The sequence below is a fragment of the Burkholderia sp. IT-111MI5 genome, from assembly GCF_949752865.1.
In the GTDB taxonomy this organism is placed as follows: Bacteria; Pseudomonadota; Gammaproteobacteria; order Burkholderiales; family Burkholderiaceae; genus Burkholderia; species Burkholderia pyrrocinia_C.
Genome location: NZ_CATKIF010000071.1, coordinates 174631 through 195960, shown reverse-complemented (window position 1 = coordinate 195960; position 21330 = coordinate 174631). Strand labels below are relative to the sequence as shown.

Genomic DNA, 21330 nt, shown 5'->3' with positions numbered 1-21330 from the left:
AACGCGCGGGTTGCGTGTCGTGGCACGCGCCCGCGCGGTCAGCCGATGCAGGACGCGGCGAGCTTGCCGACCGCGATCACCGCCTGCTCGATCTCCGGCGACCACGGGCTGCTGTAGTTCAGCCGGATGAAGTTCCGATAGCTATCCGTAATCGAGAACATGTAGCCCGGCCCGATCGTGATCCCCTGTTCCAGCGCAAGCTGATACAGCCGCATCGCATCGACCTGCGCAGGCAGTTCGACCCACAGCACATACCCGCCGGCCGGGCTCGAGATGCGCGTGCCCTCCGGAAAGAACCGCGACACCATCGCGCGCATCAGGTTCGCCTGCTGCGCGTACGCCTTGCGGATCCGCCTCAGGTGATGCTCGTAGCCGTCACGTTCGAGAAACTCCGCGATCGCCAGTTGCGGCAGCGACGGCGTCGCGAGCGTGTTCAGGAATTTCAGCTTCTCGACCTGTTCGCGATAACGACCCGGCAGCGCCCAGCCGATCCGATATGCAGCCGTCAGGCTCTTCGAGAACGACGAGCAATGCAGCACGATGTCGTTGCGGTCGAACGACTTCAGCGTGCTCGGATGCATGTTGCCGAAGTACAGTTCGTTGTACACGCCGTTCTCGATGATCGGCAGGTCCGCTTTCGTTGCGAACTCAACCAGCTCGCGCTTGCGCTCGTCGGGCATCTGGAAGCCCAACGGGTTCTGAAAGTTCGGCATCACCATGCATGCGGCGATCGGCTGCGACTTCGCGATCGCGGCCAACGCGGCGATGTCGATCCCGTATTCCGGATGCGTCGCGACCTCGATCGCCTTCATCCCCATCCGCTCGATCGCGTGCAGCATCGCGTAGAACGTCGGCGACTCCACCGCGATCGTGTCGCCCGGCTTCGCGACCGCCTGCAGGCACAGGTTGATCGCCTCCGTCGCGCCGACCGTCACGATGATCTCGTTCGGGTCCACCGACATCCCGTTTTCCAGGTAGCGGCGCGCGATCTGCCGGATCAGCCGCGGATGGCCGGGCGGCAGCCCGTCCGTCACGCCCCACAGCGACTTGTCGCGGCCGGCCGCATACGCATAGCGGTTCAGCTTCTCGAACGGGAACAGGCTCGGGTCCGGATACGGCGAGCCGAGCGGCACCGCGTCGTCGGTGCCGATGGAGCGCAGCGTCGACAGCACGAGTCGGCTCACATCCACCGACGACGAGATCGCGATCGGCTTCGACGGCCGCAGTTCGCGCACCGGCGCATGACCGTCGTCGCGACGCAGGTTCACGAAATAGCCCGATTGCGGCCGGCTTTCCAGCAGCCCGCGGCTTTCGAGCAGCAGGTATGCATGCAGCACGGTCGTGATGCTGATCCGGTGCTGCTGGCTCGCCTGCCGCACCGACGGCACACGATCGCCGTGTCGATACACGCGTTGCCGGATGAGTCTCTCTATGTCGTTCGCAAATTTCTCGTAGAGCTTCATCCGCCTCGCCCCGCCAGCGGTGAACCGGCCCGGGACGCGTGCGCGACCCGGCCGCGCCGATGCACGAAGCCGGATAGCCGTGCCTGGCCGCGGGCGTCCCGGTTCGAGCCTCGTCCGTTACCGAAATTGAAGGCGGATAGCAATGCGGATCCCATCAAGACAAGGATCGGCATCCTACTGCGTCATTTCGACGAATGTAAGTGACAGTTTGGCGATCAAACGCCAAATCCGGTTGGCGTGGTGAACAGATTCAAACGCCCGGTGCGGCACCGCGCTGTGCCAGCACAAGTCGTCTTGCATTTCCGATTGCCGTCAGCCGGCGACGACTCGATGCGCGTATAGCGTGGCGACGCGCGAACTCACGCGTCGTCGACGTTGTCCGCGTAGTGGTCGATCGCGACCTTGCACTCGTCGAACACCACCGTCAGCTGCTCAACGTCGTTCGACTCGACCCACTTGCGGATCTGCAGGAAATAGCCGGTGCCGAGATCGGCGATGCGGGCCGGATCGTCGGTCGTCACGTCGACGGTCGCGATCGCGCGGTTGCCCGGCAGCGGCGACAGCGTCGCCGCGATGTCGAAGCGACGGTACGATTGATCGATGCGCATGCTGTTCTCCAGAAGCGGTTGGAACGCGGCGCTCAGCCGAGCGCCTGGCGGAAGACCTTGCCGCCGAATCCCGTCACGACGTTGTCGACCGAGAATGGCGTGGCCTCCTTCGCCTCGAGAATGATCGCGACGCTGCCGGGCACGAGCCGCGCGGCCACCGTCTCGACGAACGTGCCGTCGAGCAGCGCGTTGCCGGCTGCGTCCGCGAGGATGCCGGCGCCCGCGCCTGCCGCCATGCCGGTGACCACGCCGAGCGGCCCGGCGAGGATCCCGAGCAGGCCGCCCGCGATCGCACCGATCACGCCGCCCTTGAACGGCCGCGATTCGGCGGCGAGCACCGCGAGCTTGCCGGCCGCGTCCTTTTCGACGATGACACCGTTTTCGATGTGGAATCCTTCATTCTTCTCCGACAGCGCCTCGAAATCGTTCGCGGCCTGACGGGCCGTGTCGACGCTGCCGAACACGGCGACGATCAATTGCTGGGTCATTCGACACCTCTCTCGTATAGATGGGCATGCGCGGCCGCTGCACATCGCGCAGCGCGACGATCCGGGGCCGCACGCGCGCGGTGCGCCGGCAACCCGGCGTTCATTCAGATGCCTGTTGCTTCGACACGCGCGCGGACTGCCTCGACATACGCATGCGCGGCCGCCCGCTGCATCGCGACGACGAACGGCGCACGTGCGCGCGCCGGATCGGCGTCACGCGCGTCGCGTGCCTGCCGGTACGCGTCCGACGACGCGTGCTGCAATTCGTTCGCCTGCTTCGTTGCGACGGAATCCGTGCTCATCCGGCACCCTCCTGCAGAGACATCATGCATACCGTTCTCGCGTCACCGGCCCACATGCGCATCCTCCTCGACATCGTCGACGTCGGCCGGAAAGCGATGCTGACCGAAGCTCAGGATCAGCACGCCCACCGCGAGCAGCACGATCCCGAAGGTCGTCATCAGCATCCGCTCGGGGCTGTCGGTCGCGCCGCGCAGGATCAGGTCGCGCGCAAGCGACGTCATCGCAATGAACAGCGGAAACCGCACGGGCAGCCGGCCGAGCCGCAGGTAGCGCACGTTCATCGCGAGCACTTCCAGATACAGGAACATCAGCAGCAGGTCGGTCAGCGACACCTCGCCCGCGAGCACGACCTTCCATGCTTCCTGCGTCATCGCGAACGCGGTCGCGAGACCGATCACGATCAGCCCGGCCAGTTCGGCCGTGTGAAGGAAATGGCCGAAGCGGCGACGGATGCGCTCGGACGGCGAACAGGAAACGGTAGACGTATTCAAGGTGACGGTCGGTATGAAGATGCGTGAGCGGTACCGGACGGCGGGAAATCCATGCAATGCGCAGTGCAATGCGCGGCATCGAACGCATCCGGCGCCGGCGCGCGGGCCGCACCGGCCGCGCCGGTCGCCTGCTCGACCGCGGACAGCGTCCGCCGGCAGCACGCGTAAAACGCGACACCGGCGTCGGTGCATGCCACGTCGCCATGCTCGCGGCACAGCAGCAGCCGGCAGCCGAGATACCGTTCGAGACGGTCGATCCGGTCGCTCACCTGCGCGTCGCCGAGCTTCAGTGCGGACGCGGCGCCGGACAGGCCGCCATGCTCGACCACCGCGACATAAACACGCATCGCTTCCAGCAGGTTCATGGTGACGCTCCTCGTCGGCGGCGCAGCGGGACCTAATCTACTGCACGCGGCACGCACGCTCAAGAGCACAGCGCCGCGCATGCCAGGAGTACAGCTGCGCGGCCAGCGCGCAAAATCCGGCCCCGTTTGACACATTCGAATGACAGATTACCGCTACCAGTGCAAAGCCCCGCCGAAGCTGCTAGATTGCATGCTCGACGACGTTACGCGGTGCGCGCAGGTCACGCGCCGGGCGGCCGGCCGCTACTGCGGCGGCGGCCCGTAGCGCGATGCGCGCGCAACGTCCTTCATCCGCATGTCACAAAGAGAACAGTCGCATGACACAGTCCAACCGTTCGCCATCGCGCGCCGCGGCAGCCGCGGCCCGCCTGCCCCGACATGACTGACCGGCAAGCCGCGATGCAGACACCTCCCCCGCTCTCCCAGGCCGTTCACAGCCCGATCACGCGCAGCGCGATCTTCCTCGTGGCGACGATCAATCCCGGTGCCGATCACGCCGACACGATCCGTTCATGGTGCGGCGACATCGCCGCGCTCGTGCGCTCGGTCGGCAAGCGCGTGCCGGGCGGCAACCTGACCTGCGTGTGCGGCTTCGGCGCCGACGCGTGGGATACGCTGTTCGGCGCCCCGCGCCCCGCGTCGCTGCATCCGTTCCGCGAATTCGGCGCCGGGCAGCGCGTCGCGGTCGCGACGCCCGGCGACATCCTGCTGCACATCCGCGCCGAAGCGATGGACCTGTGCTTCGAACTCGCGACGCAACTGCTCGGCGCGCTCGGCAGCGCCGTCACGGTCGTCGACGAGGTGCACGGCTTCCGCAATTTCGACCAGCGCGCGATGATCGGCTTCGTCGACGGCACCGAGAACCCCGAAGGCCGCGAAGCGGTCGACTTCACGGTGATCGGCGATGAAGATGCGGAATTCGCGGGCGGCAGCTACGTGATCGTGCAGAAGTACCTGCACGACATGGCCGGCTGGAACGCGCTCGCGGTCGAGACGCAGGAGCGCATCATCGGCCGCACCAAGCTGTCCGACATCGAGCTCGCGCCGGACGTGAAGCCGTCGTGTTCGCACAGCTCGCTGACCACGCTCGACGAGTACGGCCAGGAAGTGAAGATCCTGCGCGACAACATGCCGTTCGGGCGTCCGGGCGCCGGCGAATTCGGCACCTATTTCATCGGCTATGCGCGCTCGCCGGCGCCGATCGAGCAGATGCTCGAGAACATGTTCGTCGGCCGCCCGCCCGGCAATTACGACCGCCTGCTCGACTACAGCCGCGCGGTCACCGGCTCGCTGTTCTTCGTGCCGTCGGCCGACCTGCTCGAAGCGCTCGCCGATCGCGCGGCGCCGGCCGCCGACGCCGCGCAACCTGAATCCTCGCCGTCCGCGCCGCAGCGCGACGGCTCGCTGAAAATCGGCTCGCTGAAAGGAACCCAAGCCTATGAATAACCTGCACCGCGAACTCGCCCCGATCTCGTCGTCCGCCTGGGAACAAATCGAGGAGGAAGTGGCGCGCACCTTCAAACGATCGGTGGCCGGCCGCCGCGTCGTCGACGTCGACGGCCCCGCGGGCCCCGAGCTGTCGGCCGTCGGCACCGGGCACCTGGTGGAGGTCACCGCGCCGCGCGAGCAGGTGAACGCGCGGCTGCGCGAAGTCCGCACGATCGTCGAGCTGACGGTGCCGTTCGAGCTGAGCCGCGATGCGATCGACAGCGTCGAGCGCGGCGCGCGCGACGCCGACTGGCAACCGGCGAAGGACGCCGCGCAGCGGCTCGCGTTCGCCGAGGACAACGCGATTTTCGACGGCTACCCGGCCGCCGGCATCGTCGGCATCCGCGAAGGCACGTCGAACCGCAAGCTCACGCTGCCGGCGGACGTCAGCGCGTACCCGGACGCGATCAGCGACGCGCTCGAAGCGCTGCGGCTCGCGGGCGTCGACGGCCCGTACACGGTGGTGCTCGGCTCGGACGCGTATACCGCGCTCAGCGAGGCGCGCGACCAGGGTTATCCGGTCCTCGGCCATATCAAGCGGATCGTCAGCGGCGAGATCATCTGGGCGCCGGCGCTCAGCGGCGGCTGCGTGCTGTCGATGCGCGGCGGCGATTACGAGTTGCACCTCGGGGAAGACGTATCGATCGGCTACACGAGCCATAACGACAAGGCCGTCCGCCTGTACCTGCGCGAGACGTTCACGTTCCTGATGCTGACGAGCGAGGCATCGGTGGCCGTGGCGCCGCAGGGCAATCCGGCGGCCTGACAGCGGTTGCCTGCGCCCGATGCCCGCCCGCCGGGCGTCGCGCGGCCGGCCGCGGCGCCGGCCGCATGTTCGTCGCCGATCGAGCCCATCTTGCATGGAGGATGTCATGAGCGATACGAATGATGCACTGCAGGCGCTGCAAGCGTCGGTCGACAGCCTGAAGAAGACGGTCGACGCGAACGCGGGCAGCGAGGCCGCCGACACCGCCGTATTGTTTACCGTCGTGTCGCTGATGCTGGCCGAGCTGCCGCCCGACACGCGCAACCTGATCGAGGATTCGTTCTCCGTCTGGGCCAATGGTCTGCCGAATGCGGCACTGTCGACGGACGTGAAGCAGATCGCCCGCCAGCGGCTCGCGATGAAACTGTCCGACTGATCGCGGTTCGCCATGTCCGGCCCGCACCGTGCAACCCGACCTCTCCTTCGGCTGCCACGTACGCATCGGCTGCGGTGCGCGCGTGGCCGGACACGACCGGTTCGCGTACGCCACCGGCGTGCGCGCTCGCACTGCGGCGCTTCTGCCGCGCTTACCCACCCGCAACGCCGTCCGTTTGCCGGCAACCGGCGCCCTGCGCGCCGATGTCGCACCGCGCTCCGTTCGCGTTCCGCTCCTTCCTGCCTCCAGTCACCGCGCGCAGCGCATGCCGCGCACGCCCGTGCCGCCGCGTGCGCGCCCGTCTGTACTCCTTGCCCCCCGTGTGCGCGCGCATGAGAGGGTGCAATTCGCGGTCGGTCCGGTGTGGAACTGTGTCTTGGATGGCCCCCGCCGATTCGCTATTTTGAACGCAGTCGAAGCGATGCCGTGGGCTCCTCGCAGCACTCGCGCTTCCCGCCCCGACCGCGACCGTGTGACACGCCGGCGCGCGCTGCGCGACAGCGTGGGCGCGGCACGCGCACCGCCGCGCCACGCGTCGTGTGTTCGCGGTCGGGACGCGCGCGCGCCGCACCGCATCGGGACTTCACTCTTCGACCCACCTTCACTGACAGGAGCCAGACCACCATGCCCGCACTTTGCGATATCTGCCACGCCCGGCCGGCCGTCGCGCGCGCAACCGTGATGCAGGACGGCGAGCGCAAGACGATCTCGATCTGCGACTACCATTTCCGTCAGCTGATGCGGCATCAGAGCATGCTGAACCCGTTCGATGCGCTGCTGGGCGGCGGTGGCTCGTCGTCGCTGTTCGGCGGGCTCGGCGACGAATCGCCGCTCGCCGCCGAGGTGCCGCGCGAATCGGTCGACCCGACCGACGCGTTCAGCGAACAGACGCTCGAACTGCTGCAACGCGCGGCCGAGAAGGCGCACGAACTGCGCCGCAGCGAGCTCGACTCCGAACACCTGCTCTACGCGCTCGCGGACACCGACGTATGCGCCGCGCTGCTGAAGGAACTGAAGCTGTCGCCGCAGGACATCAAGTCGTATATCGACGAGCATGCGCACACCGGCACGGCCGCCCCCGATGCGCCGCTCGACAAGCTGTCGATCTCGCCGCGCGTGAAGAAGGCCGTGCAATACGCGTTCCAGGCGTCGCGCGATCTCGGCCACTCGTATATCGGCCCCGAGCACCTGCTGATCGGTCTCGCATCGGTGCCGGACAGCATCGCAGGCACGCTGCTGAAGAAATACGGCGTGACGCCCGAGGCGCTGCGCCAGAAAGTCGTGAAGGTGGTCGGCAAGGGCGCCGAGGACGGCCGCGTCGATGCGCCGACCGGCACGCCGAACCTCGACAAGTTCGGCCGCGACCTCACCGCGATCGCGCGCCAGGGCAAGCTCGACCCCGTGCTTGGCCGTGCGCAGGAAATCGAGAGCACGATCGAAGTGCTCGCGCGCCGCAAGAAGAACAACCCGGTGCTGATCGGCGAGCCGGGCGTCGGCAAGACGGCGATCGTCGAAGGGCTCGCGCAACGGATCGTCAACGGCGACGTGCCCGAGGTGCTGCGCAACAAGCGGCTCGTCGAGGTCAACATCAACTCGATGGTCGCCGGCGCCAAGTATCGCGGCGAGTTCGAGGAGCGCGCGAAGCAGCTGATCGACGAAGTGACTGCAAAGCAGGACGAACTGATCCTGTTCATCGACGAGCTGCATACGATCGTCGGCGCGGGCCAGGGCGGCGGCGAAGGCGGCCTCGACATCGCGAACGTGCTGAAGCCCGCGCTCGCGCGCGGCGAGCTGAGCCTGATCGGCGCGACGACGCTCAACGAATACCAGAAGTACATCGAGAAGGACGCGGCGCTCGAACGGCGCTTCCAGCCGGTGTTCGTGCCGGAGCCGAGCGTCGAGCAGACGATCGTGATCCTGCGCGGGCTGCGCGACAGCCTCGAGGCGCACCACCAGGTGACGTTCGCGGACGACGCGTTCGTCGCGGCTGCCGAGTTCGCCGACCGCTACATCACGTCGCGCTTCCTGCCCGACAAGGCGATCGACCTGATCGACCAGGCCGCCGCGCGCGTGCGGATCGGCGCGACGTCGCGCCCCGTCGACATCCAGGAAGGCGAAGCGCAGATCGCGCAGCTGAAGCGCGAGCAGGACTACGCGACGTCGCGCAAACGCTTCGACGAAGCGAAGCAGTTCGAGGAGCAGATCAACGCGAAGCAGAAGACGCTCGATGAAAAAATGGAGGCGTGGCAGCGCAAGACCGGCTCCGAAACGCTCGAGGTGACGGTCGAGTCGGTTGCCGAAGTCGTGTCGCGGCTGACCGGCATCCCCGTGTCCGAACTCACGCAGGAAGAGCGCCAGAAGCTGCTGAAGATGGAGGAGCAGCTGCGCGAGCGCGTGGTCGGCCAGAGCGACGCGGTGGTGGCCGTCAGCGACGCCGTGCGGCTGTCGCGCGCGGGGCTCGGCCAGACGCACCGGCCGATCGCGACGTTCCTGTTCCTCGGGCCGACCGGCGTCGGCAAGACCGAGCTCGCGAAGGCGCTCGCCGAGACCGTGTTCGGCGACGAGCAGGCGATCATCCGCATCGACATGTCCGAGTACATGGAACGGCATGCGGTCGCGCGGCTTATCGGCGCGCCGCCCGGCTACGTCGGCTACGACGAAGGCGGCCAGCTCACCGAGCGCGTGCGGCGCCGCCCGTACAGCGTGATCCTGCTCGACGAGATCGAGAAGGCTCACCCGGACGTCTACAACGTGCTGCTGCAGGTGTTCGACGACGGTCGCCTGACCGACGGCAAGGGCCGCGTGGTCGACTTCAGCAACACGATCATCATCGCGACGAGCAACCTCGGCGCCGCGATCATCATGGACAACCTGACGCAGCCGGAAGCCGCGCGCAAGACCGACAAGGCGATCCGCGGCGAACTGATGCAGGTGCTGAAGGGCCATTTCCGCCCCGAGTTCCTGAACCGGATCGACGAGGTGATCGTCTTCCACGCGCTGTCGAAGGAGAACATCCGCGCGATCGTGCAGATCCAGCTCGACCGCGTGGTGCGCACGGCCGCCGCGCAGGACATCACGCTCGTGATGGGCGATGCGCTCGTCGAGCACCTGACCGAGGCCGGCTATCAGCCGGAGTTCGGCGCGCGCGAGCTGAAGCGCCAGATCCGCCAGACCATCGAGACCAGGCTCGCGAAGGAGATCCTCGCCGACCGGCTGAAGTCGGGCGACCGCGTCGAGGTCGATTACGACGAGGACAGCGGCGAAGTGAAGTTCGACAAGCTCGCCGCGCCTGAAGCGAAGGACACGAAGGACGCGAAGAACGACGCCGACGGCAAGACGAAACCGAACGGCAAGGCGGCCGCTAACGCATCCGGCGAAGCGAAGGACGGCGATGCGCCCGCCGACGTGCCGCCGCCCACCGCGAAATCTTTGGCCAAGAAGTCGTCCGGCGCGAAGAAGCACGCGCACTGAACCCCGCCTGCCCTGCAGCCCCGGGGCACGCATGACCGGCTCCGTCCGACGGACGGAGCCGCACCACGCCGCGACACGGCGCAACCCGAGCCACCCGCACCGGGCCCGGCTCATGGAGATTCACAATGACAAATCGACGCGAAGTGCCAGGCATCAGGAAGTACGATGGGCCCGCCGGCGGTTGGGGCGCGCTTCGCGCGACAGCCGATGCCGTGCGCACGCAGATGGAAACCATCGAGGCGCCGATCGTGCTGATGCGGACCAACCAGCCCGACGGTTTCGACTGCCCCGGCTGCGCATGGCCCGACAAGGAGCACAAGTCGACGTTCCAGTTCTGCGAGAATGGCGCGAAGGCCGTCACGTGGGAAGCGACGACCAAGCGCGTGACGCCCGAGTTCTTCGCGGCGAACACCGTGTCGTCGCTGCTGCGCATGTCGGACTACGAACTGGAGAACATGGGCCGGCTCACGCATCCGCTCGTCTACGATCGCGCGACCGACACGTTCCGCGCGATCGAATGGGACGACGCATTCGCGCGCATCGGCGAGGTGCTGCGCGCGCTGCCGCCCGAGCAGGTCGAGTTCTATACGTCGGGCCGCGCGTCGAACGAAGCCGCGTACCTGTATCAGCTGTTCGCGCGCGAACTCGGCACCAACAACTTCCCCGACTGCTCGAACATGTGCCACGAGCCGACCAGCGTCGGCCTGCCGCAGTCGATCGGCATCGGCAAGGGCACCGTGTCGCTGGAGGATTTCGACCACTGCGAGCTGATCATCTCGATCGGCCACAACCCCGGCACGAACCACCCGCGGATGATGGGCACGCTGCACGAATGCTCGCGGCGCAACGTGCCGATCATCGTGTTCAATCCGCTGCGCGAGCGCGCGCTCGAACGCTTCGCGGATCCGCAGGACATGATCGAGATGGCGTCGTTCGGCTCGACGCGGATCGCGTCGACGTACTACCAGCTCGACGCAGGCGGCGACGCAGCCGCGCTGAAGGGCATCATGAAGGCGCTGCTGCAGCTCGACGCCGAGCGCGGCGACGTGCTCGACCGCGACTTCATCGCGCAGCACACCAACGGCTTCGACGCGTTCTCGGCCGATCTGCAGGTCACGTCGTGGGACGACATCGAGCGCGCGAGCGGCCTCAGCCAGGCCCAGCTCGAACAGGTCGCGCTCGCGTACGCGAAGTCGAATGCGACGATCGTCACGTACGGGATGGGCGTCACGCAGCACAACAAGGGCACGGCAACCGTGCGCCTGATCGCCGACCTGCTGCTGATGCGCGGCAACATCGGCAAGCCCGGCGCCGGCATCTGCCCGCTGCGCGGCCATTCGAACGTACAGGGCAACCGCACGGTCGGCATCACCGAGAAGCCGTCGGCCGAATTCCTGAAGAAGATCGAGGACGTGTGCGGCTTCACGCCGCCCGCGCATCACGGGCACGACGCCGTGCAGGCCATGCAGGCGATGGTCGACGGCAGCGCGAAGGCGCTGCTGTGCCTCGGCGGCAACTTCGCGGTCGCGCTGCCCGATCCCGAGCTGTCGTTCCCGGCGATGGCGAAGCTCGACCTGAGCGTGCACCTCGGCACGAAGCTGAACCGTTCGCACCTGCTGGTCGGGAAGGAGACCTTCATCCTGCCCGTGCTCGGCCGCACCGAACTCGACATGCAGGCGAGCGGCCGGCAATCGATCACGGTCGAGGATTCGATGTCGATGGTCCACGCATCGGCCGGCAAGCTCAAGCCGGCGTCGGACCAGTTGCGCTCGGAGCCCGCGATCGTCGCGGGCATCGCGCATGCGACGCTGCCGAACAGCAAGGTCGCGTGGCTCGACCTGATCGCCGACTACGATCGCATCCGCGACCTGATCGACCGCACGGTGTCCGGCTTCGAGGCGTTCAACGAGCGCATCCGCACGCCGGGCGGCTTCCGCCTGCCGCTGCCGCCTACCGAGCGCGTGTGGCCCACGGCGACCGGCAAGGCGATGTTCTCGGTGTACAAGGGCGTCGCGGAAGACGCGGAAGTGCTCGGCGGCGAGAATGTGCTGCGGCTGATCACGCTGCGCAGCCACGATCAGTACAACACGACGATCTACGGGCTCGACGACCGCTATCGCGGCGTGTTCGGGCGGCGCGACGTGCTGTTCATGAACCCGGCGGATCTCGCGAAGTACGGGCTCGAACACGGCGACCTCGTCGACATCCAGACGATCACTGCGTCGGGCCGCACGCTGCGTCTCGAGAAGATCACCGCGATCGAGTACGACATCGCGCCGGGTTCGGTCGGCGCGTACTACCCGGAAGCGAACGTGCTCGTGCCGCTCGACTACATCGACAAGGAAAGCGGCACGCCGTCGTACAAGTCGGTGCCGGTGCGCGTCGCGCGCTCGGCGGTCGTGTAATGCACGCGCAGGCTTGCGGCACGTCACCCGCCGCGGGCCTGCCTTCGTCATGTCGAAACGCTGCCACGGGCCACCGCATCTCGACCGATGCGGTGGCCCCCTCTTCCTGCTCCGCGTCGAAAGGCGCCCCGCTTACTGCGCTGCAGTCGGCGGCAGATGCGCACCGCCCTGCCGGCGCCGGTACGCGCTGTCGCGCGTCGCGAGCCAGTAGTACAGCGGCGACGTCAGCAGCAGCCCCACGAGCCACGACAGGTCCGCGCCGCCGAGATGCGCGGGAATCGGGCCCGCATACATCGGCGTGTTCATGAACGGAATCTGCACGAGAATGCCGATCGCATACGCGAGCAGCGCCTGCGGATTGAAACGGCCGTAGATGCCGCCGTCCGCCATGAAGATCGACTGGATGTCGTACTTGCCCTTGTGGATCACGTAGAAGTCGATCAGGTTGATCGCCGTCCACGGCACGAGCACGACGAGCAGTGCGAGCACGAGATCGACGAGGTTGCCGACGAAGTTCGTCGATGCGCCGATCGCCGCATAGCAGCACGCAACGAAGATCACGACCGACACCGCCGCGCGGGTCTTTGCGGTCGGAATCCATTTGTATGCGAACGTCTGCACCGACGTGATCACCGCGAGCACCGCGCCGTACAGGTTCAGCGCGTTGTGGCTGATCACGCTCAGCAGGAACAGCACCAGCATCAGCGGGCCGAGCGGGCCGGTCGCCTGCTTGACCGCATCCATCGTGTCCGCGCCGGCCGGCACCGCAAGCACCGCGACCGCGCCGAAGATGAACGCGAGCGTCGAGCCGATCGTGCAGCCGAGGTAGGTCGCCCAGAACGTCGACGCGACGCCGACGTCCTCCGGCAGATAACGCGAATAGTCCGATACGTACGGCGCGAACGCGATCTGCCACAACGCCGACAGCGATACCGTCGCGAGCCAGCCCGCGAAGTCGAAGCCGCCGCGCGTCAGGAAATCGTCGGTCGTCACGTGCGTGAGGATCATCCAGAAGCCGACCAGGATCCCGATGCCGAGCACCCACGTGCCGATGCGGTTCAGGATATGGATGAAGCGGTAGCCGACGATGCCGATCAGCCCCGATCCCACCGCGCCGATCACGATGCCGACGGGCACCGGCACCGACGCCGCGATGCCGTGCACCGACTTGCCGGCGAGCACGATGTTCGACGCGAAGAAGCCGACGTACATCACGGCCGCGATCACGGTAACGAGCAGCGCGCCCCACGAACCGAACTGCGCGCGGCTCTGGATCATCTGCGGGATGCCCATTTGCGGCCCCTGCGCGGAATGCAGCGCCATCAGCACGCCGCCGACCGCCTGGCCGACGACGATCGCGACGATGCCCCACATCAGGTTCAGGTGAAAGAGCTGCACGCCGAGTGCGCCGGTCACGATCGGCAGCGGCGCGATGTTGCCGCCGAACCAGAGCGTGAACAGGTCGCGCACCTTGCCGTGGCGCTCCGCGGGCGGCACGTAGCCGATCGTGTGTTTCTCTATCATCGGGGACGCGTTGCGGTCCACGTTCGTCATGGTGAAGTCTCCTGTCCTGCGCGGCGATGCGCGCGTGCCGTTTCAGCCGACGCGCGTTGGGGTGCGCGCCTGCAATCGGGTCCGGATACGCGAGCGACGACGCGCCGCGTGCACGCGCGGCGGTGTCGGCCGAAGCGGACCATGCGCGGCATGCGGGGACGGATGACATGTCCCGCCGGCACGTGTGCAGCCTCGTTGCGATCCGGATTGGAGACGATGGTGCGCCACCGATGCAGCGACGGAGAAATACTAAAAATATTTCCGGGACATACGAAAAAGCTCTGTAGCGGAAATTTCGGCTTCGGGCTTCTTCAGGTAAGGTGCTACGCGAAACCATGGACAGAATTCGCCCTCGGCGGCATGCCGGGGCCGGGCATCAGAGGTGCTTGTGGCTCACTACACTTTGCGGCAACTGAAATACTTCGTGACGACGGTGGAATCCGGCAGCGTCGCCGAGGCGTCGCGCCAGCTCTTCATCGCGCAGCCGTCGATCTCCAGCGCGATCAAGGGGCTCGAGGAAAGCTTCGGCGTAAAACTGTTCATCCGCCATCACGCGCAGGGCGTGTCGCTGACGCCGAGCGGCACGCGCTTCTACCGGAAAGCGCAGGAGCTGCTGCGCATCGCGCACGAATTCGAACAGAACGCGCTCGCCGACAACGACGTGATTACCGGGCAGATCGACATCGGCTGCTTCGAGACGGTCGCGCCGCTCTATCTTCCTCAACTCATCGCCGGGTTTCGCGAGCGCTACCCGGGCGTCAACATCCGGCTGCGCGACGGCGACCAGCAGGAACTCGTGCAGGGCCTGACGTCCGGCACGTTTGATCTCGCGCTGATGTACGACCACGATCTCGACGGCACGATCGAAACCGAGCCGCTGATGCCGCCGCAGCAGCCGTACGTGCTGCTGCCGGAGAACCACCGGTTCGCGGGCCAGCCGCACGTGTCGCTGCGCGACCTCTGTGTCGAGCCGATGATCCTGCTCGACGTGCAGCCGAGCCGCACGTATTTCGTCAGCCTGTTTCATGAGCTCGGGCTGACGCCGAACATCGTGTTCGGCTCGCCGTCGATCGAGATGGTGCGCGGGATGGTCGGCCAGGGCTTCGGCTTCTCGCTGCTCGTCACGCGTCCGTATTCGGAATACACGTACGACGGCCGGCGCGTCGTGACGATCGGCCTCAGCGAAACGGTGAGCCCGTCCGGGCTCGTGAGCGCGCGGCTGAAACGCGGGCAGCTCACCAAGCAGGCGCAGTCGTTCGTCGATTTCTGCCGCGAGCGGCTCGCGCAGATCGTCGCGGAATCGGCGCAATAACACTGAGCACTGAAGAAAACGCACGCGCCGCAGGACGGGCGCGTGCGTGTCGGCAACCCGATCAGGCGGCCGAAGCAAGATGCGCGGCCAGACGGCTCAGCATCGCGTCGCATCCGTGCAGCTGTTCGAGCGTGACGAACTCGTCGGGCTTGTGCCCCTGGTCCATGCTGCCGGGCCCGCACACGACGGTCGGAATGCCGGCCTGCCCGAACAGCCCGCCCTCGGTGCCGAACGCGACCGTGCCGAACGCATCGGACCCGCTCAGCATTGCGAGCAGGCGTGCGGCCTCGCTGTCGGGCGCGGTTGCGAGCCCCGGGTACGCACCCAGCGGCTTCAGTTGAATATCGGTATCGGGCTGCACCGCGCGCATCCTCGGTAACAGTTCGGATTCCGCATAGTCCTGCAGCTTCCGCGGCACGTCGTACGCATCGAAATCCGGCAGCGCACGCACCTCGAAATCGAACTCGCATTCGGCCGGCACGATGTTCAGCGCGCGGCCGCCCTTGATCAACCCCGTCTGCACGGTCGAGAACGGCGGATCGAAGCGGCTGTCGTGCCGTTCGGGCCGCGCGAGCGCCGCGCCGATCTCGCCGAGCCGGCCGATCAGCTTCGCCGCATAGTCGATCGCGTTGACGCCCGACGGCGCATACGCCGAGTGGCACGCGGCGCCCTTCACGCGGCAGCGCATCGCGAGCTTGCCCTTGTGACCGAGCACCGGTTTCAGTGCGGTCGGCTCGCCGATCAGGCACAGGCGCGGCCGGTGCTCGCGCGCGGCCAGTGCTTCGAGCATCGGCCGCACGCCGAGACAGCCGACTTCCTCGTCGTACGAGAACGCGAGATGCACGGGCACGCCCAGCGGCCGTGCGACGAACGCCGGTACGGCCGCGAGCACCGACGCGATGAAGCCCTTCATGTCGGCCGTGCCGCGGCCGTACAGGCGGCCGTCGCGCTCGGTCAGCCGGAACGGCTCGACCGTCCACGCCTGCCCGTCTGCCGGCACCACGTCGGTGTGGCCCGACAGCGCGATGCCGCCGCGATCGCGCGGCCCGATCGTCGCGTACAGGCTCGCCTTCGTGCGTTCCGCGTTGTAGAACAGTTCGCTCGATACGCCGAAGCCCGCGAGATAGTCGCGGATGAACTCGATCATCTCGAGATTCGAATCGCGGCTGACCGTCGCGAACGCGATCAGCCGTTCGAGCAGCGCGCGGCTCGATGCGTCACTCATCGCCCGGCACTCCGTAGCTCGGCGCGGCGGTCGGGTTCAGCGCGCGGGTCTGGTAATCCTGCATCTGCGGCCGATATGCGCGCCACAGCACATCGAGCTGCCCGATCGGGTCGGCATCGGCCCAGTCGACGCGCAGGTCGACGATCGGCCAGGTCACGTCACCGGCCACCTTCAGCGCGGCCGAATGCACCGGCCCCGCCTCGCCGCCGGCTGCGATCGCCGCATGCATCGCGGCCAGCAGGCGATCGGCGAGCAGGCCGGGCGCCTGTTCGAATGCGCGCACCATCGCATCGATCACGGCCGGCGCGGCCAGCAGGTTGCCGGCCGCCACGCATTGCTCGCCCTTCACCGCGTGACGCGTGCCGAGCGCTTCCTTGCCGGTGAAGCATGCCGTCTGCCCTTGCCCGTCGATCACCGTGACCTGCCGGTACTGGCTCCAGCCGTTCGCGCTGAGCGCGCGGTCGAGCGCCGCGGCGGGCGCGAGCTGTTCGTGCTCGATCAGGTCGAGAATCTGCGGGCCGAGCGCCGGCAGCGTGATGTTCTGCGTCGCGACCGCGCCCACGCCCGCACGCACCCACGGGCAGCGCGCACCCACCGCGATGCTCGACGAGCTGATCGCGATGCCGAGCTGGCCCGTCTCCGGGCAGCGCCCGACGATGGAGAAAGTCATGTCGCCTCCGGTGCGCGGTTCGGCTGCCAGTTGTCCGGGATCACCGCGATCACGTCGATTTCCATTAGCCACTGCGGCTGGCCGAGCGCGGACACGACGAGCCCCGTCGAGATCGGATACACGCCCTTCAGCCACTTGCCGACTTCCTGGTACACCGGCTCGCGATAACGCGGGTCGATCAGGTAGGTCGTCGTCTTCACGATGTGCGTGAGGTCGCTGCCGGCTTCTTCCAGCAACTGCTTGACGTTCTTCATCGCCTGCCCGGCCTGCGCGCGCGCGTCGCCGAGGCCGATCAGGTTGCCGTCGAAATCGGTGCCGACCTGGCCGCGCACGTAGACGGTGTTGCCGGCCCGCACGGCCTGGCACAGGTCGTTGTCGAGCGTCTGGTTCGGGTAGGTATCCTTGGTGTTGAACATGCGGATACGCGTATGGGTGGGTTGGCTCATCGAGGTCCTTCGATCGTCGGTGGAAACACCCGCCGCACCGGCAGCAGACCCAGCGCGGCGGGTTCGTGTCTGCTCGTCAGTTCGCCGCTTCGGCAAGCGGGCGCGCGTCGGCCTGCGCCGCTTGCGCGGCCGCGCGGTGTTGCGACGCGTCGTGGTAGTCGAGGTACTTGCGCTGCGTGACGATGTGATCGGCGATGTGCTTCGCGTCGTGCCACACGCCCCAGATGAAGCTGGAACCGCGCCGCGACAGCCACGGCAGCCCGAGGAAATAGATGCCGGGCTCCTTCGACACGCCGCGCTGGTGCTGCGGCCTGCCGTTCGCCGCGAACGCGTCGACGTTCAGCCAGCCGTAGTCGACCGCATAGCCGGTCGCCCAGACGATCGACGTGACGCCGGCGCCGGCGAGGTCGAGCGCAAGGATCGGATGCGCGACGCATTCGGGGTCCGGCAGGATGCGGCGCGCGTCCGGCTCTTCCGGCAGGTCGAGGCCGTTGCGCACCGCATACGCGTCGGCCGCGTCGAGCAGCGACAGGTAGTTCTCGTCGCCGCGCGCGAGATTGAGCGCGAGGTCGCGTTCGAACACGGCCACGCCGCCGTCGAACGACTTCGTCAGCCCGACCAGCGTCACGCCCTGGTTCGCGAGCGCGCGGAAATCGACCGTATGGCCGCCGCGTGCGCCGCTCACCGCGATCGTCACGTGTTCGCGGCCGGGCGTGGCGACTTCCTTGTCCCATTCGCCGAGCACGCCGAGCCACCAGCAGAAGTCGCGGCCGCGATACGCGCGCGGCGGACGATCGTGCGGCCCGACCGACAGGTACACCTGCCGGCCCGCGCGTTGCAGCTCGTCGGCGATCTGCACGCCCGACGAACCCGCGCCGACCACCAGCACCGCGCCTTCCGGAAGCTGGCCCGGGTTGCGATAGTCGGCGGAATGGATCTGCACGAGACGTGCGTCGTCCGGCGCGATCGGCGGAATCACCGGGCGCTGGAACGGCCCCGTCGCGACCACCACGCGGTTCGCCTCGATCGTGCCGTCGGACGTCTCGACGACGAAGCCCGGCTTGCCTGCGTTGCGCACCACGTTCTTCACGTCGACGCCGGTGCGGATCGGCGCGTTGAATTTCCGCGCATACGCTTCGAAGTAGTCCGCGACCTGGTCTTTCGATGCGAACGCATCGGGTTCGAGGCCGTCGAATTCGAGCCCCGGGAAGCGGTCGTGCCACGCGGGGCCGTTCGCGACCAGCGAATCCCAGCGCCCGGTGCGCCAGCGTTCGGCGATGCGGCTGCGCTCCAGCACGAGATGGGGCACGCCCAGCTTGCCCAGGTGCTCGCTCATGGCCACGCCGGCCTGCCCGGCGCCGACGACGAGCGTATCGATTGAGGTTGTTTCGACTGCCACGGCTGTCTCCTTCTGAAGTGCGGCTCGATGCGACGTTCTTGCTGTCGCACGAGCTGGAATGGAGACATTCTGCTGACACACCGCCGGAGGCGAAATGATGATTTTTGTTGGTGTTGACGAGCAAAAAGCTGGGTGTGGCGCGGGCGGCGAGCTGCGCAGGACGACGCGCCCGTACTGCACCGGCGCCCACCCGGATGGCGGGCGCCGGTTTCAACGGGTCGCGCCGGCTACGCGTTGGTCCATGGACCGGTGCCCTTCTGATACTGGATCACGCCGCCGTTGATCCGCACCCGCAGGTTGCCGTCCGGCACCTGCACCCAGTTTTGCATGTCGAGGCTCAGCATCAGCGCGGCGAAGAAATCCTGCAGCTGTTGCTGCTGGCTGGCCTGCCAGAGATCGATGCGCCCGAGGCAGGTACGCAGGTCGCCGCTCTGCTGCATGATCGTCTCGACCTGCCCGGCCACGTTCGCCGACGGATCGTAAACCTTCGTGCCGTCGCCGCTGACGATCGACAGATGGATGGCGCGCACCGAAGTCGGCTGGCCCGGCGTCTGCTCGACGAGCGCGATGCAGCTCGTCATCGCGCCGAAATCGATTTCCGTTGCATCTCCCCAGATGCGCTCGCCAACCGCCAGCGGCGCGGGACCTTGTACGTTGTGAATGTCGTAGGGCATGGGTTCCTCTTTTGACTCGATGGGACTGCCGGTGGCGGGGCCGCGACCTGTCCGGGAAAACGGGTGCGCGTCGGTCCCGCCGCTCACATCCCGCATCCGGCCTGATGGCCCGGCGGGTCGTGTCGGTTGATTCCTTGCCGCTGCGCGCTCGGTCGCGCTCTACGTGCCCTTCTTGTCCAGCAGCGCCTGATACTTCTGCAGGCTCTCGTCGATCTTGTCGAGCGCGACGCTCGCGGCCTCCCCTTCGATCGCCTCCGCGGCACCCGCGACGATCGCCGCGGTCGCGACGAACAGGTCCGTCAACAGCAGGCCCACCGCATCCATCGCCATCCCGCGCACGTTCTCGTCGATGGTCTTCTGCGCCAGATCCTTCATCAGCACGCTCTTGCCCGCGATCGCCAGCGACGTCGACGCCTCGAAGTAGTTCGCCGCCGCCTGCGCGACCATGCCGCCCGCCTGCGTGATCATCATGTTCGGGCCGACGGCGATCTGCGTCGTCGCGTAGGACGCGGCTTCCGCGTTGATCGCCTGCACGGTCTGCAGCGCCGAACCGCCTGACCCGGCCGTATCGGCGATCTGGTTCGGCGCCTTCAGCGCGTCGGTGAGCCTGCGCAGCCGGTTGACCGGCCACGTACGCGCGCCGGCCTTCGACGCCGCGGTGTGCGGCGCGACATCGGCCGGCGTCGGTGCTTCGGCTGCGGCGTCTGCGACATCGCGCGGTGTCTGCGGTGTCTGCGGTGTCTGCGGTGTCTGCGGTGTCTGCGACGTCGGCGGCGGGCCGTCGCCGCGCCCGCCCAAAATGCCTTTCATGTTCATGGTTCAGGTATCCCGAGAGTCAGCGCGTCCTAATGCGTGGAACCCGTCTGCGGCCCGGCCGTCGGCGCATGCGCCGCGCCGCCCGAGGCGGGCTTAGGCGACGCTTCGACGGACAGGATCATGGCCACCGCCTTCGACACGACGGCGTTCGAAATCTGGTTCAGCGCCGCCTGCTGCTGCGTCATGTTCTGCGCCGAGATGCCGACGGCCTGGCTGAACATCTGGTAAAGCGTGCCCAGCGCCTGGGCCGGCGATCCCGCGACGACGCTGACATTGGTCTGCGTCAGCGCGTCGGTAACCTGCTCATTGACTTTGTCTGCCACGAGGCCTCCTCGGATCTCGGCTCCGGCATGCGATTGAAGGAACGGCGGGCCGGCAGGCCATCGACGCCGCGCATGCCGTTAGGAACGCTGCGTGCCCGCGTTCGTGAACGTGCTCACGCGAGTTCCTCGCGCAACTTCTTGCGCAACAGCTCGACACGCTTTCTGGCAAGCGGCTCGTTGATCCCGAGCGTCGCCGCGATGTTCAGATAGGGCCGGTCCTCCTCGAACTTCAGCGTGAACAGCATCTGCTGCTGCTGCGGGAGCGTGGACAGCGCCTGCTCGAGACGCAGCAGCAGCTGCCGCAGCAGCAGTTGCTGCTCCATCGACGGCGCGTGGCCAGCCAGCTCGACGGTGTGATCGTCGTCCCAGTCCGGGTCGAATTCGAGCCTGCCGCTTTCGCGGAGACGGCGGCGCGCGCCATCGAGGAACGCATGGTTCAGCGCCAGAAACAGAAAGCCGGCCAGGTTCTGAACGCGCTCGGGCGAACGCTGCAGGTAAATGTGGACCTTGAGTGCGGTATCGGAGAGCAGTTCGTCGGCACGGTAGATATCGCCCTTGCACAACAGGCGCGCGCGGCGCCGCAATTTCCCCTGCATTTCCCGCCATGTGCGATCGAGCTGCTGCGCCGGTGACTCGGGCGGCGGGGCAGCGTGCTGGTTCGAGGTTGTCATCCCGTGCCTTCCTTTT

The 21330-nt window shown here is 67.4% G+C and carries 21 protein-coding genes; 6 read left to right on the top strand and 15 right to left on the bottom strand.

Annotation, left to right across the window (positions count from 1 at the left end; all coding sequences use genetic code 11):
- Window positions 1–38: 38 nt before the first annotated feature.
- The 6 genes from ACM6JT_RS32300 to ACM6JT_RS32275 form a co-directional block, all read right to left on the bottom strand.
- Window positions 39–1463 carry a PLP-dependent aminotransferase family protein gene (locus tag ACM6JT_RS32300; protein WP_175747948.1) on the bottom strand — a complete coding sequence of 475 codons (1425 nt, stop codon included), beginning with the start codon at window positions 1461–1463 and terminating at the stop codon, window positions 39–41.
- A 359-nt stretch (window positions 1464–1822) separates the two neighbouring features.
- On the bottom strand, window positions 1823–2071 hold the full coding sequence (locus tag ACM6JT_RS32295; RefSeq protein ID WP_105391572.1) for a hypothetical protein: 249 nt from the start codon (window positions 2069–2071) through the stop codon (window positions 1823–1825).
- 32 nt (window positions 2072–2103) lie between these two features.
- Window positions 2104–2559 carry a DUF1269 domain-containing protein gene (locus tag ACM6JT_RS32290; protein ID WP_034184486.1) on the bottom strand — a complete coding sequence of 152 codons (456 nt, stop codon included), beginning with the start codon at window positions 2557–2559 and terminating at the stop codon, window positions 2104–2106.
- A 104-nt stretch (window positions 2560–2663) separates the two neighbouring features.
- On the bottom strand, window positions 2664–2861 hold the full coding sequence (locus ACM6JT_RS32285; RefSeq protein ID WP_034184487.1) for a hypothetical protein: 198 nt from the start codon (window positions 2859–2861) through the stop codon (window positions 2664–2666).
- Window positions 2862–2903: 42 nt separating this feature from the next.
- On the bottom strand, window positions 2904–3353 hold the full coding sequence (locus tag ACM6JT_RS32280) for a phosphate-starvation-inducible protein PsiE (protein WP_414857956.1): 450 nt from the start codon (window positions 3351–3353) through the stop codon (window positions 2904–2906).
- Window positions 3350–3718, bottom strand: a complete 369-nt coding sequence (locus ACM6JT_RS32275) for a LysR family transcriptional regulator (RefSeq protein ID WP_034184489.1) — start codon at window positions 3716–3718, stop codon at window positions 3350–3352. The genes ACM6JT_RS32280 and ACM6JT_RS32275 overlap by 4 nt, the downstream gene beginning before the upstream one ends.
- A gap of 378 nt (window positions 3719–4096) precedes the next feature.
- On the opposite strand from ACM6JT_RS32275, the gene ACM6JT_RS32270 reads away from it, so the two are divergent.
- The 5 genes from ACM6JT_RS32270 (at window position 4097) to ACM6JT_RS32250 (ending at window position 12224) form a co-directional block, all read left to right on the top strand.
- Window positions 4097–5164 carry a Dyp-type peroxidase gene (locus ACM6JT_RS32270; protein ID WP_414857955.1) on the top strand — a complete coding sequence of 356 codons (1068 nt, stop codon included), beginning with the start codon at window positions 4097–4099 and terminating at the stop codon, window positions 5162–5164.
- Entirely contained in the window at window positions 5157–5972 is an 816-nt protein-coding gene (locus ACM6JT_RS32265) for a family 1 encapsulin nanocompartment shell protein (RefSeq protein WP_407972722.1), read from the top strand. The genes ACM6JT_RS32270 and ACM6JT_RS32265 overlap by 8 nt, the downstream gene beginning before the upstream one ends.
- 106 nt (window positions 5973–6078) lie before the next feature.
- Window positions 6079–6348 (top strand): hypothetical protein, encoded by a 270-nt coding sequence (locus ACM6JT_RS32260; protein WP_034184672.1) that lies wholly within the window; start codon window positions 6079–6081, stop codon window positions 6346–6348.
- Between the two features lie 624 nt (window positions 6349–6972).
- The gene (locus ACM6JT_RS32255; protein ID WP_414857954.1) at window positions 6973–9819 is read left to right on the top strand and encodes an ATP-dependent Clp protease ATP-binding subunit; all 2847 of its coding nucleotides are present in this window, start codon (window positions 6973–6975) and stop codon (window positions 9817–9819) included.
- 125 nt (window positions 9820–9944) lie between these two features.
- Complete coding sequence (locus tag ACM6JT_RS32250) at window positions 9945–12224, top strand: FdhF/YdeP family oxidoreductase (RefSeq protein ID WP_414857953.1); 2280 nt, start codon at window positions 9945–9947, stop codon at window positions 12222–12224.
- A 132-nt stretch (window positions 12225–12356) separates the two neighbouring features.
- Here ACM6JT_RS32250 and ACM6JT_RS32245 read toward each other — a convergent pair whose 3' ends face one another.
- On the bottom strand, window positions 12357–13778 hold the full coding sequence (locus ACM6JT_RS32245; RefSeq protein WP_414857952.1) for a purine-cytosine permease family protein: 1422 nt from the start codon (window positions 13776–13778) through the stop codon (window positions 12357–12359).
- A 388-nt stretch (window positions 13779–14166) separates the two neighbouring features.
- Between ACM6JT_RS32245 and ACM6JT_RS32240 the strand changes: the two genes are divergently transcribed.
- Window positions 14167–15090 carry a LysR substrate-binding domain-containing protein gene (locus ACM6JT_RS32240; RefSeq protein ID WP_034184673.1) on the top strand — a complete coding sequence of 308 codons (924 nt, stop codon included), beginning with the start codon at window positions 14167–14169 and terminating at the stop codon, window positions 15088–15090.
- 61 nt (window positions 15091–15151) lie between these two features.
- Here ACM6JT_RS32240 and argE read toward each other — a convergent pair whose 3' ends face one another.
- The 8 genes from argE to ACM6JT_RS32200 form a co-directional block, all read right to left on the bottom strand.
- A complete protein-coding gene (gene argE / locus ACM6JT_RS32235) occupies window positions 15152–16315 on the bottom strand; it encodes an acetylornithine deacetylase (protein ID WP_414857951.1) in 1164 nt (387 codons plus the stop codon).
- Window positions 16308–16985, bottom strand: a complete 678-nt coding sequence (locus ACM6JT_RS32230; protein WP_414857950.1) for a DUF1028 domain-containing protein — start codon at window positions 16983–16985, stop codon at window positions 16308–16310. Before ACM6JT_RS32230 ends, argE begins: the two co-directional genes overlap by 8 nt.
- Window positions 16982–17431, bottom strand: coding sequence for a RidA family protein (locus ACM6JT_RS32225; protein ID WP_034184497.1), 450 nt, complete (start codon window positions 17429–17431; stop codon window positions 16982–16984). Before ACM6JT_RS32225 ends, ACM6JT_RS32230 begins: the two co-directional genes overlap by 4 nt.
- A gap of 76 nt (window positions 17432–17507) precedes the next feature.
- Window positions 17508–18830: a flavin-containing monooxygenase gene (locus ACM6JT_RS32220; RefSeq protein WP_217589154.1), complete on the bottom strand. Its 1323-nt coding sequence runs from the start codon at window positions 18828–18830 to the stop codon at window positions 17508–17510.
- 227 nt (window positions 18831–19057) lie between these two features.
- Window positions 19058–19504, bottom strand: a complete 447-nt coding sequence (locus ACM6JT_RS32215) for a hypothetical protein (protein ID WP_407972716.1) — start codon at window positions 19502–19504, stop codon at window positions 19058–19060.
- 159 nt (window positions 19505–19663) lie between these two features.
- Entirely contained in the window at window positions 19664–20320 is a 657-nt protein-coding gene (locus ACM6JT_RS32210; RefSeq protein WP_414857949.1) for a hypothetical protein, read from the bottom strand.
- A gap of 29 nt (window positions 20321–20349) precedes the next feature.
- Entirely contained in the window at window positions 20350–20643 is a 294-nt protein-coding gene (locus tag ACM6JT_RS32205; protein WP_105391584.1) for a RebB family R body protein, read from the bottom strand.
- A 113-nt stretch (window positions 20644–20756) separates the two neighbouring features.
- Complete coding sequence (locus tag ACM6JT_RS32200) at window positions 20757–21314, bottom strand: RNA polymerase sigma factor (protein ID WP_217589152.1); 558 nt, start codon at window positions 21312–21314, stop codon at window positions 20757–20759.
- Between the last annotated feature and the right edge of the window lie 16 nt (window positions 21315–21330).

Coding starts and splice junctions, on each gene's coding strand:
- ACM6JT_RS32250 (WP_414857953.1), top strand. CDS start 9,945: ATGACAAATCGACGCGAAGTGCCAGGCATCAGGAAGTACGATGGGCCC.
- ACM6JT_RS32275 (WP_034184489.1), bottom strand. CDS start 3,718: ATGAACCTGCTGGAAGCGATGCGTGTTTATGTCGCGGTGGTCGAGCAT.
- ACM6JT_RS32200 (WP_217589152.1), bottom strand. CDS start 21,314: ATGACAACCTCGAACCAGCACGCTGCCCCGCCGCCCGAGTCACCGGCG.
- ACM6JT_RS32265 (WP_407972722.1), top strand. CDS start 5,157: ATGAATAACCTGCACCGCGAACTCGCCCCGATCTCGTCGTCCGCCTGG.
- ACM6JT_RS32270 (WP_414857955.1), top strand. CDS start 4,097: ATGACTGACCGGCAAGCCGCGATGCAGACACCTCCCCCGCTCTCCCAG.
- ACM6JT_RS32215 (WP_407972716.1), bottom strand. CDS start 19,504: ATGCCCTACGACATTCACAACGTACAAGGTCCCGCGCCGCTGGCGGTT.
- ACM6JT_RS32295 (WP_105391572.1), bottom strand. CDS start 2,071: ATGCGCATCGATCAATCGTACCGTCGCTTCGACATCGCGGCGACGCTG.
- ACM6JT_RS32230 (WP_414857950.1), bottom strand. CDS start 16,985: ATGACTTTCTCCATCGTCGGGCGCTGCCCGGAGACGGGCCAGCTCGGC.
- ACM6JT_RS32260 (WP_034184672.1), top strand. CDS start 6,079: ATGAGCGATACGAATGATGCACTGCAGGCGCTGCAAGCGTCGGTCGAC.
- ACM6JT_RS32245 (WP_414857952.1), bottom strand. CDS start 13,778: ATGACGAACGTGGACCGCAACGCGTCCCCGATGATAGAGAAACACACG.
- ACM6JT_RS32210 (WP_414857949.1), bottom strand. CDS start 20,320: ATGAACATGAAAGGCATTTTGGGCGGGCGCGGCGACGGCCCGCCGCCG.
- ACM6JT_RS32285 (WP_034184487.1), bottom strand. CDS start 2,861: ATGAGCACGGATTCCGTCGCAACGAAGCAGGCGAACGAATTGCAGCAC.
- ACM6JT_RS32290 (WP_034184486.1), bottom strand. CDS start 2,559: ATGACCCAGCAATTGATCGTCGCCGTGTTCGGCAGCGTCGACACGGCC.
- argE (WP_414857951.1), bottom strand. CDS start 16,315: ATGAGTGACGCATCGAGCCGCGCGCTGCTCGAACGGCTGATCGCGTTC.
- ACM6JT_RS32300 (WP_175747948.1), bottom strand. CDS start 1,463: ATGAAGCTCTACGAGAAATTTGCGAACGACATAGAGAGACTCATCCGG.
- ACM6JT_RS32255 (WP_414857954.1), top strand. CDS start 6,973: ATGCCCGCACTTTGCGATATCTGCCACGCCCGGCCGGCCGTCGCGCGC.
- ACM6JT_RS32225 (WP_034184497.1), bottom strand. CDS start 17,431: ATGAGCCAACCCACCCATACGCGTATCCGCATGTTCAACACCAAGGAT.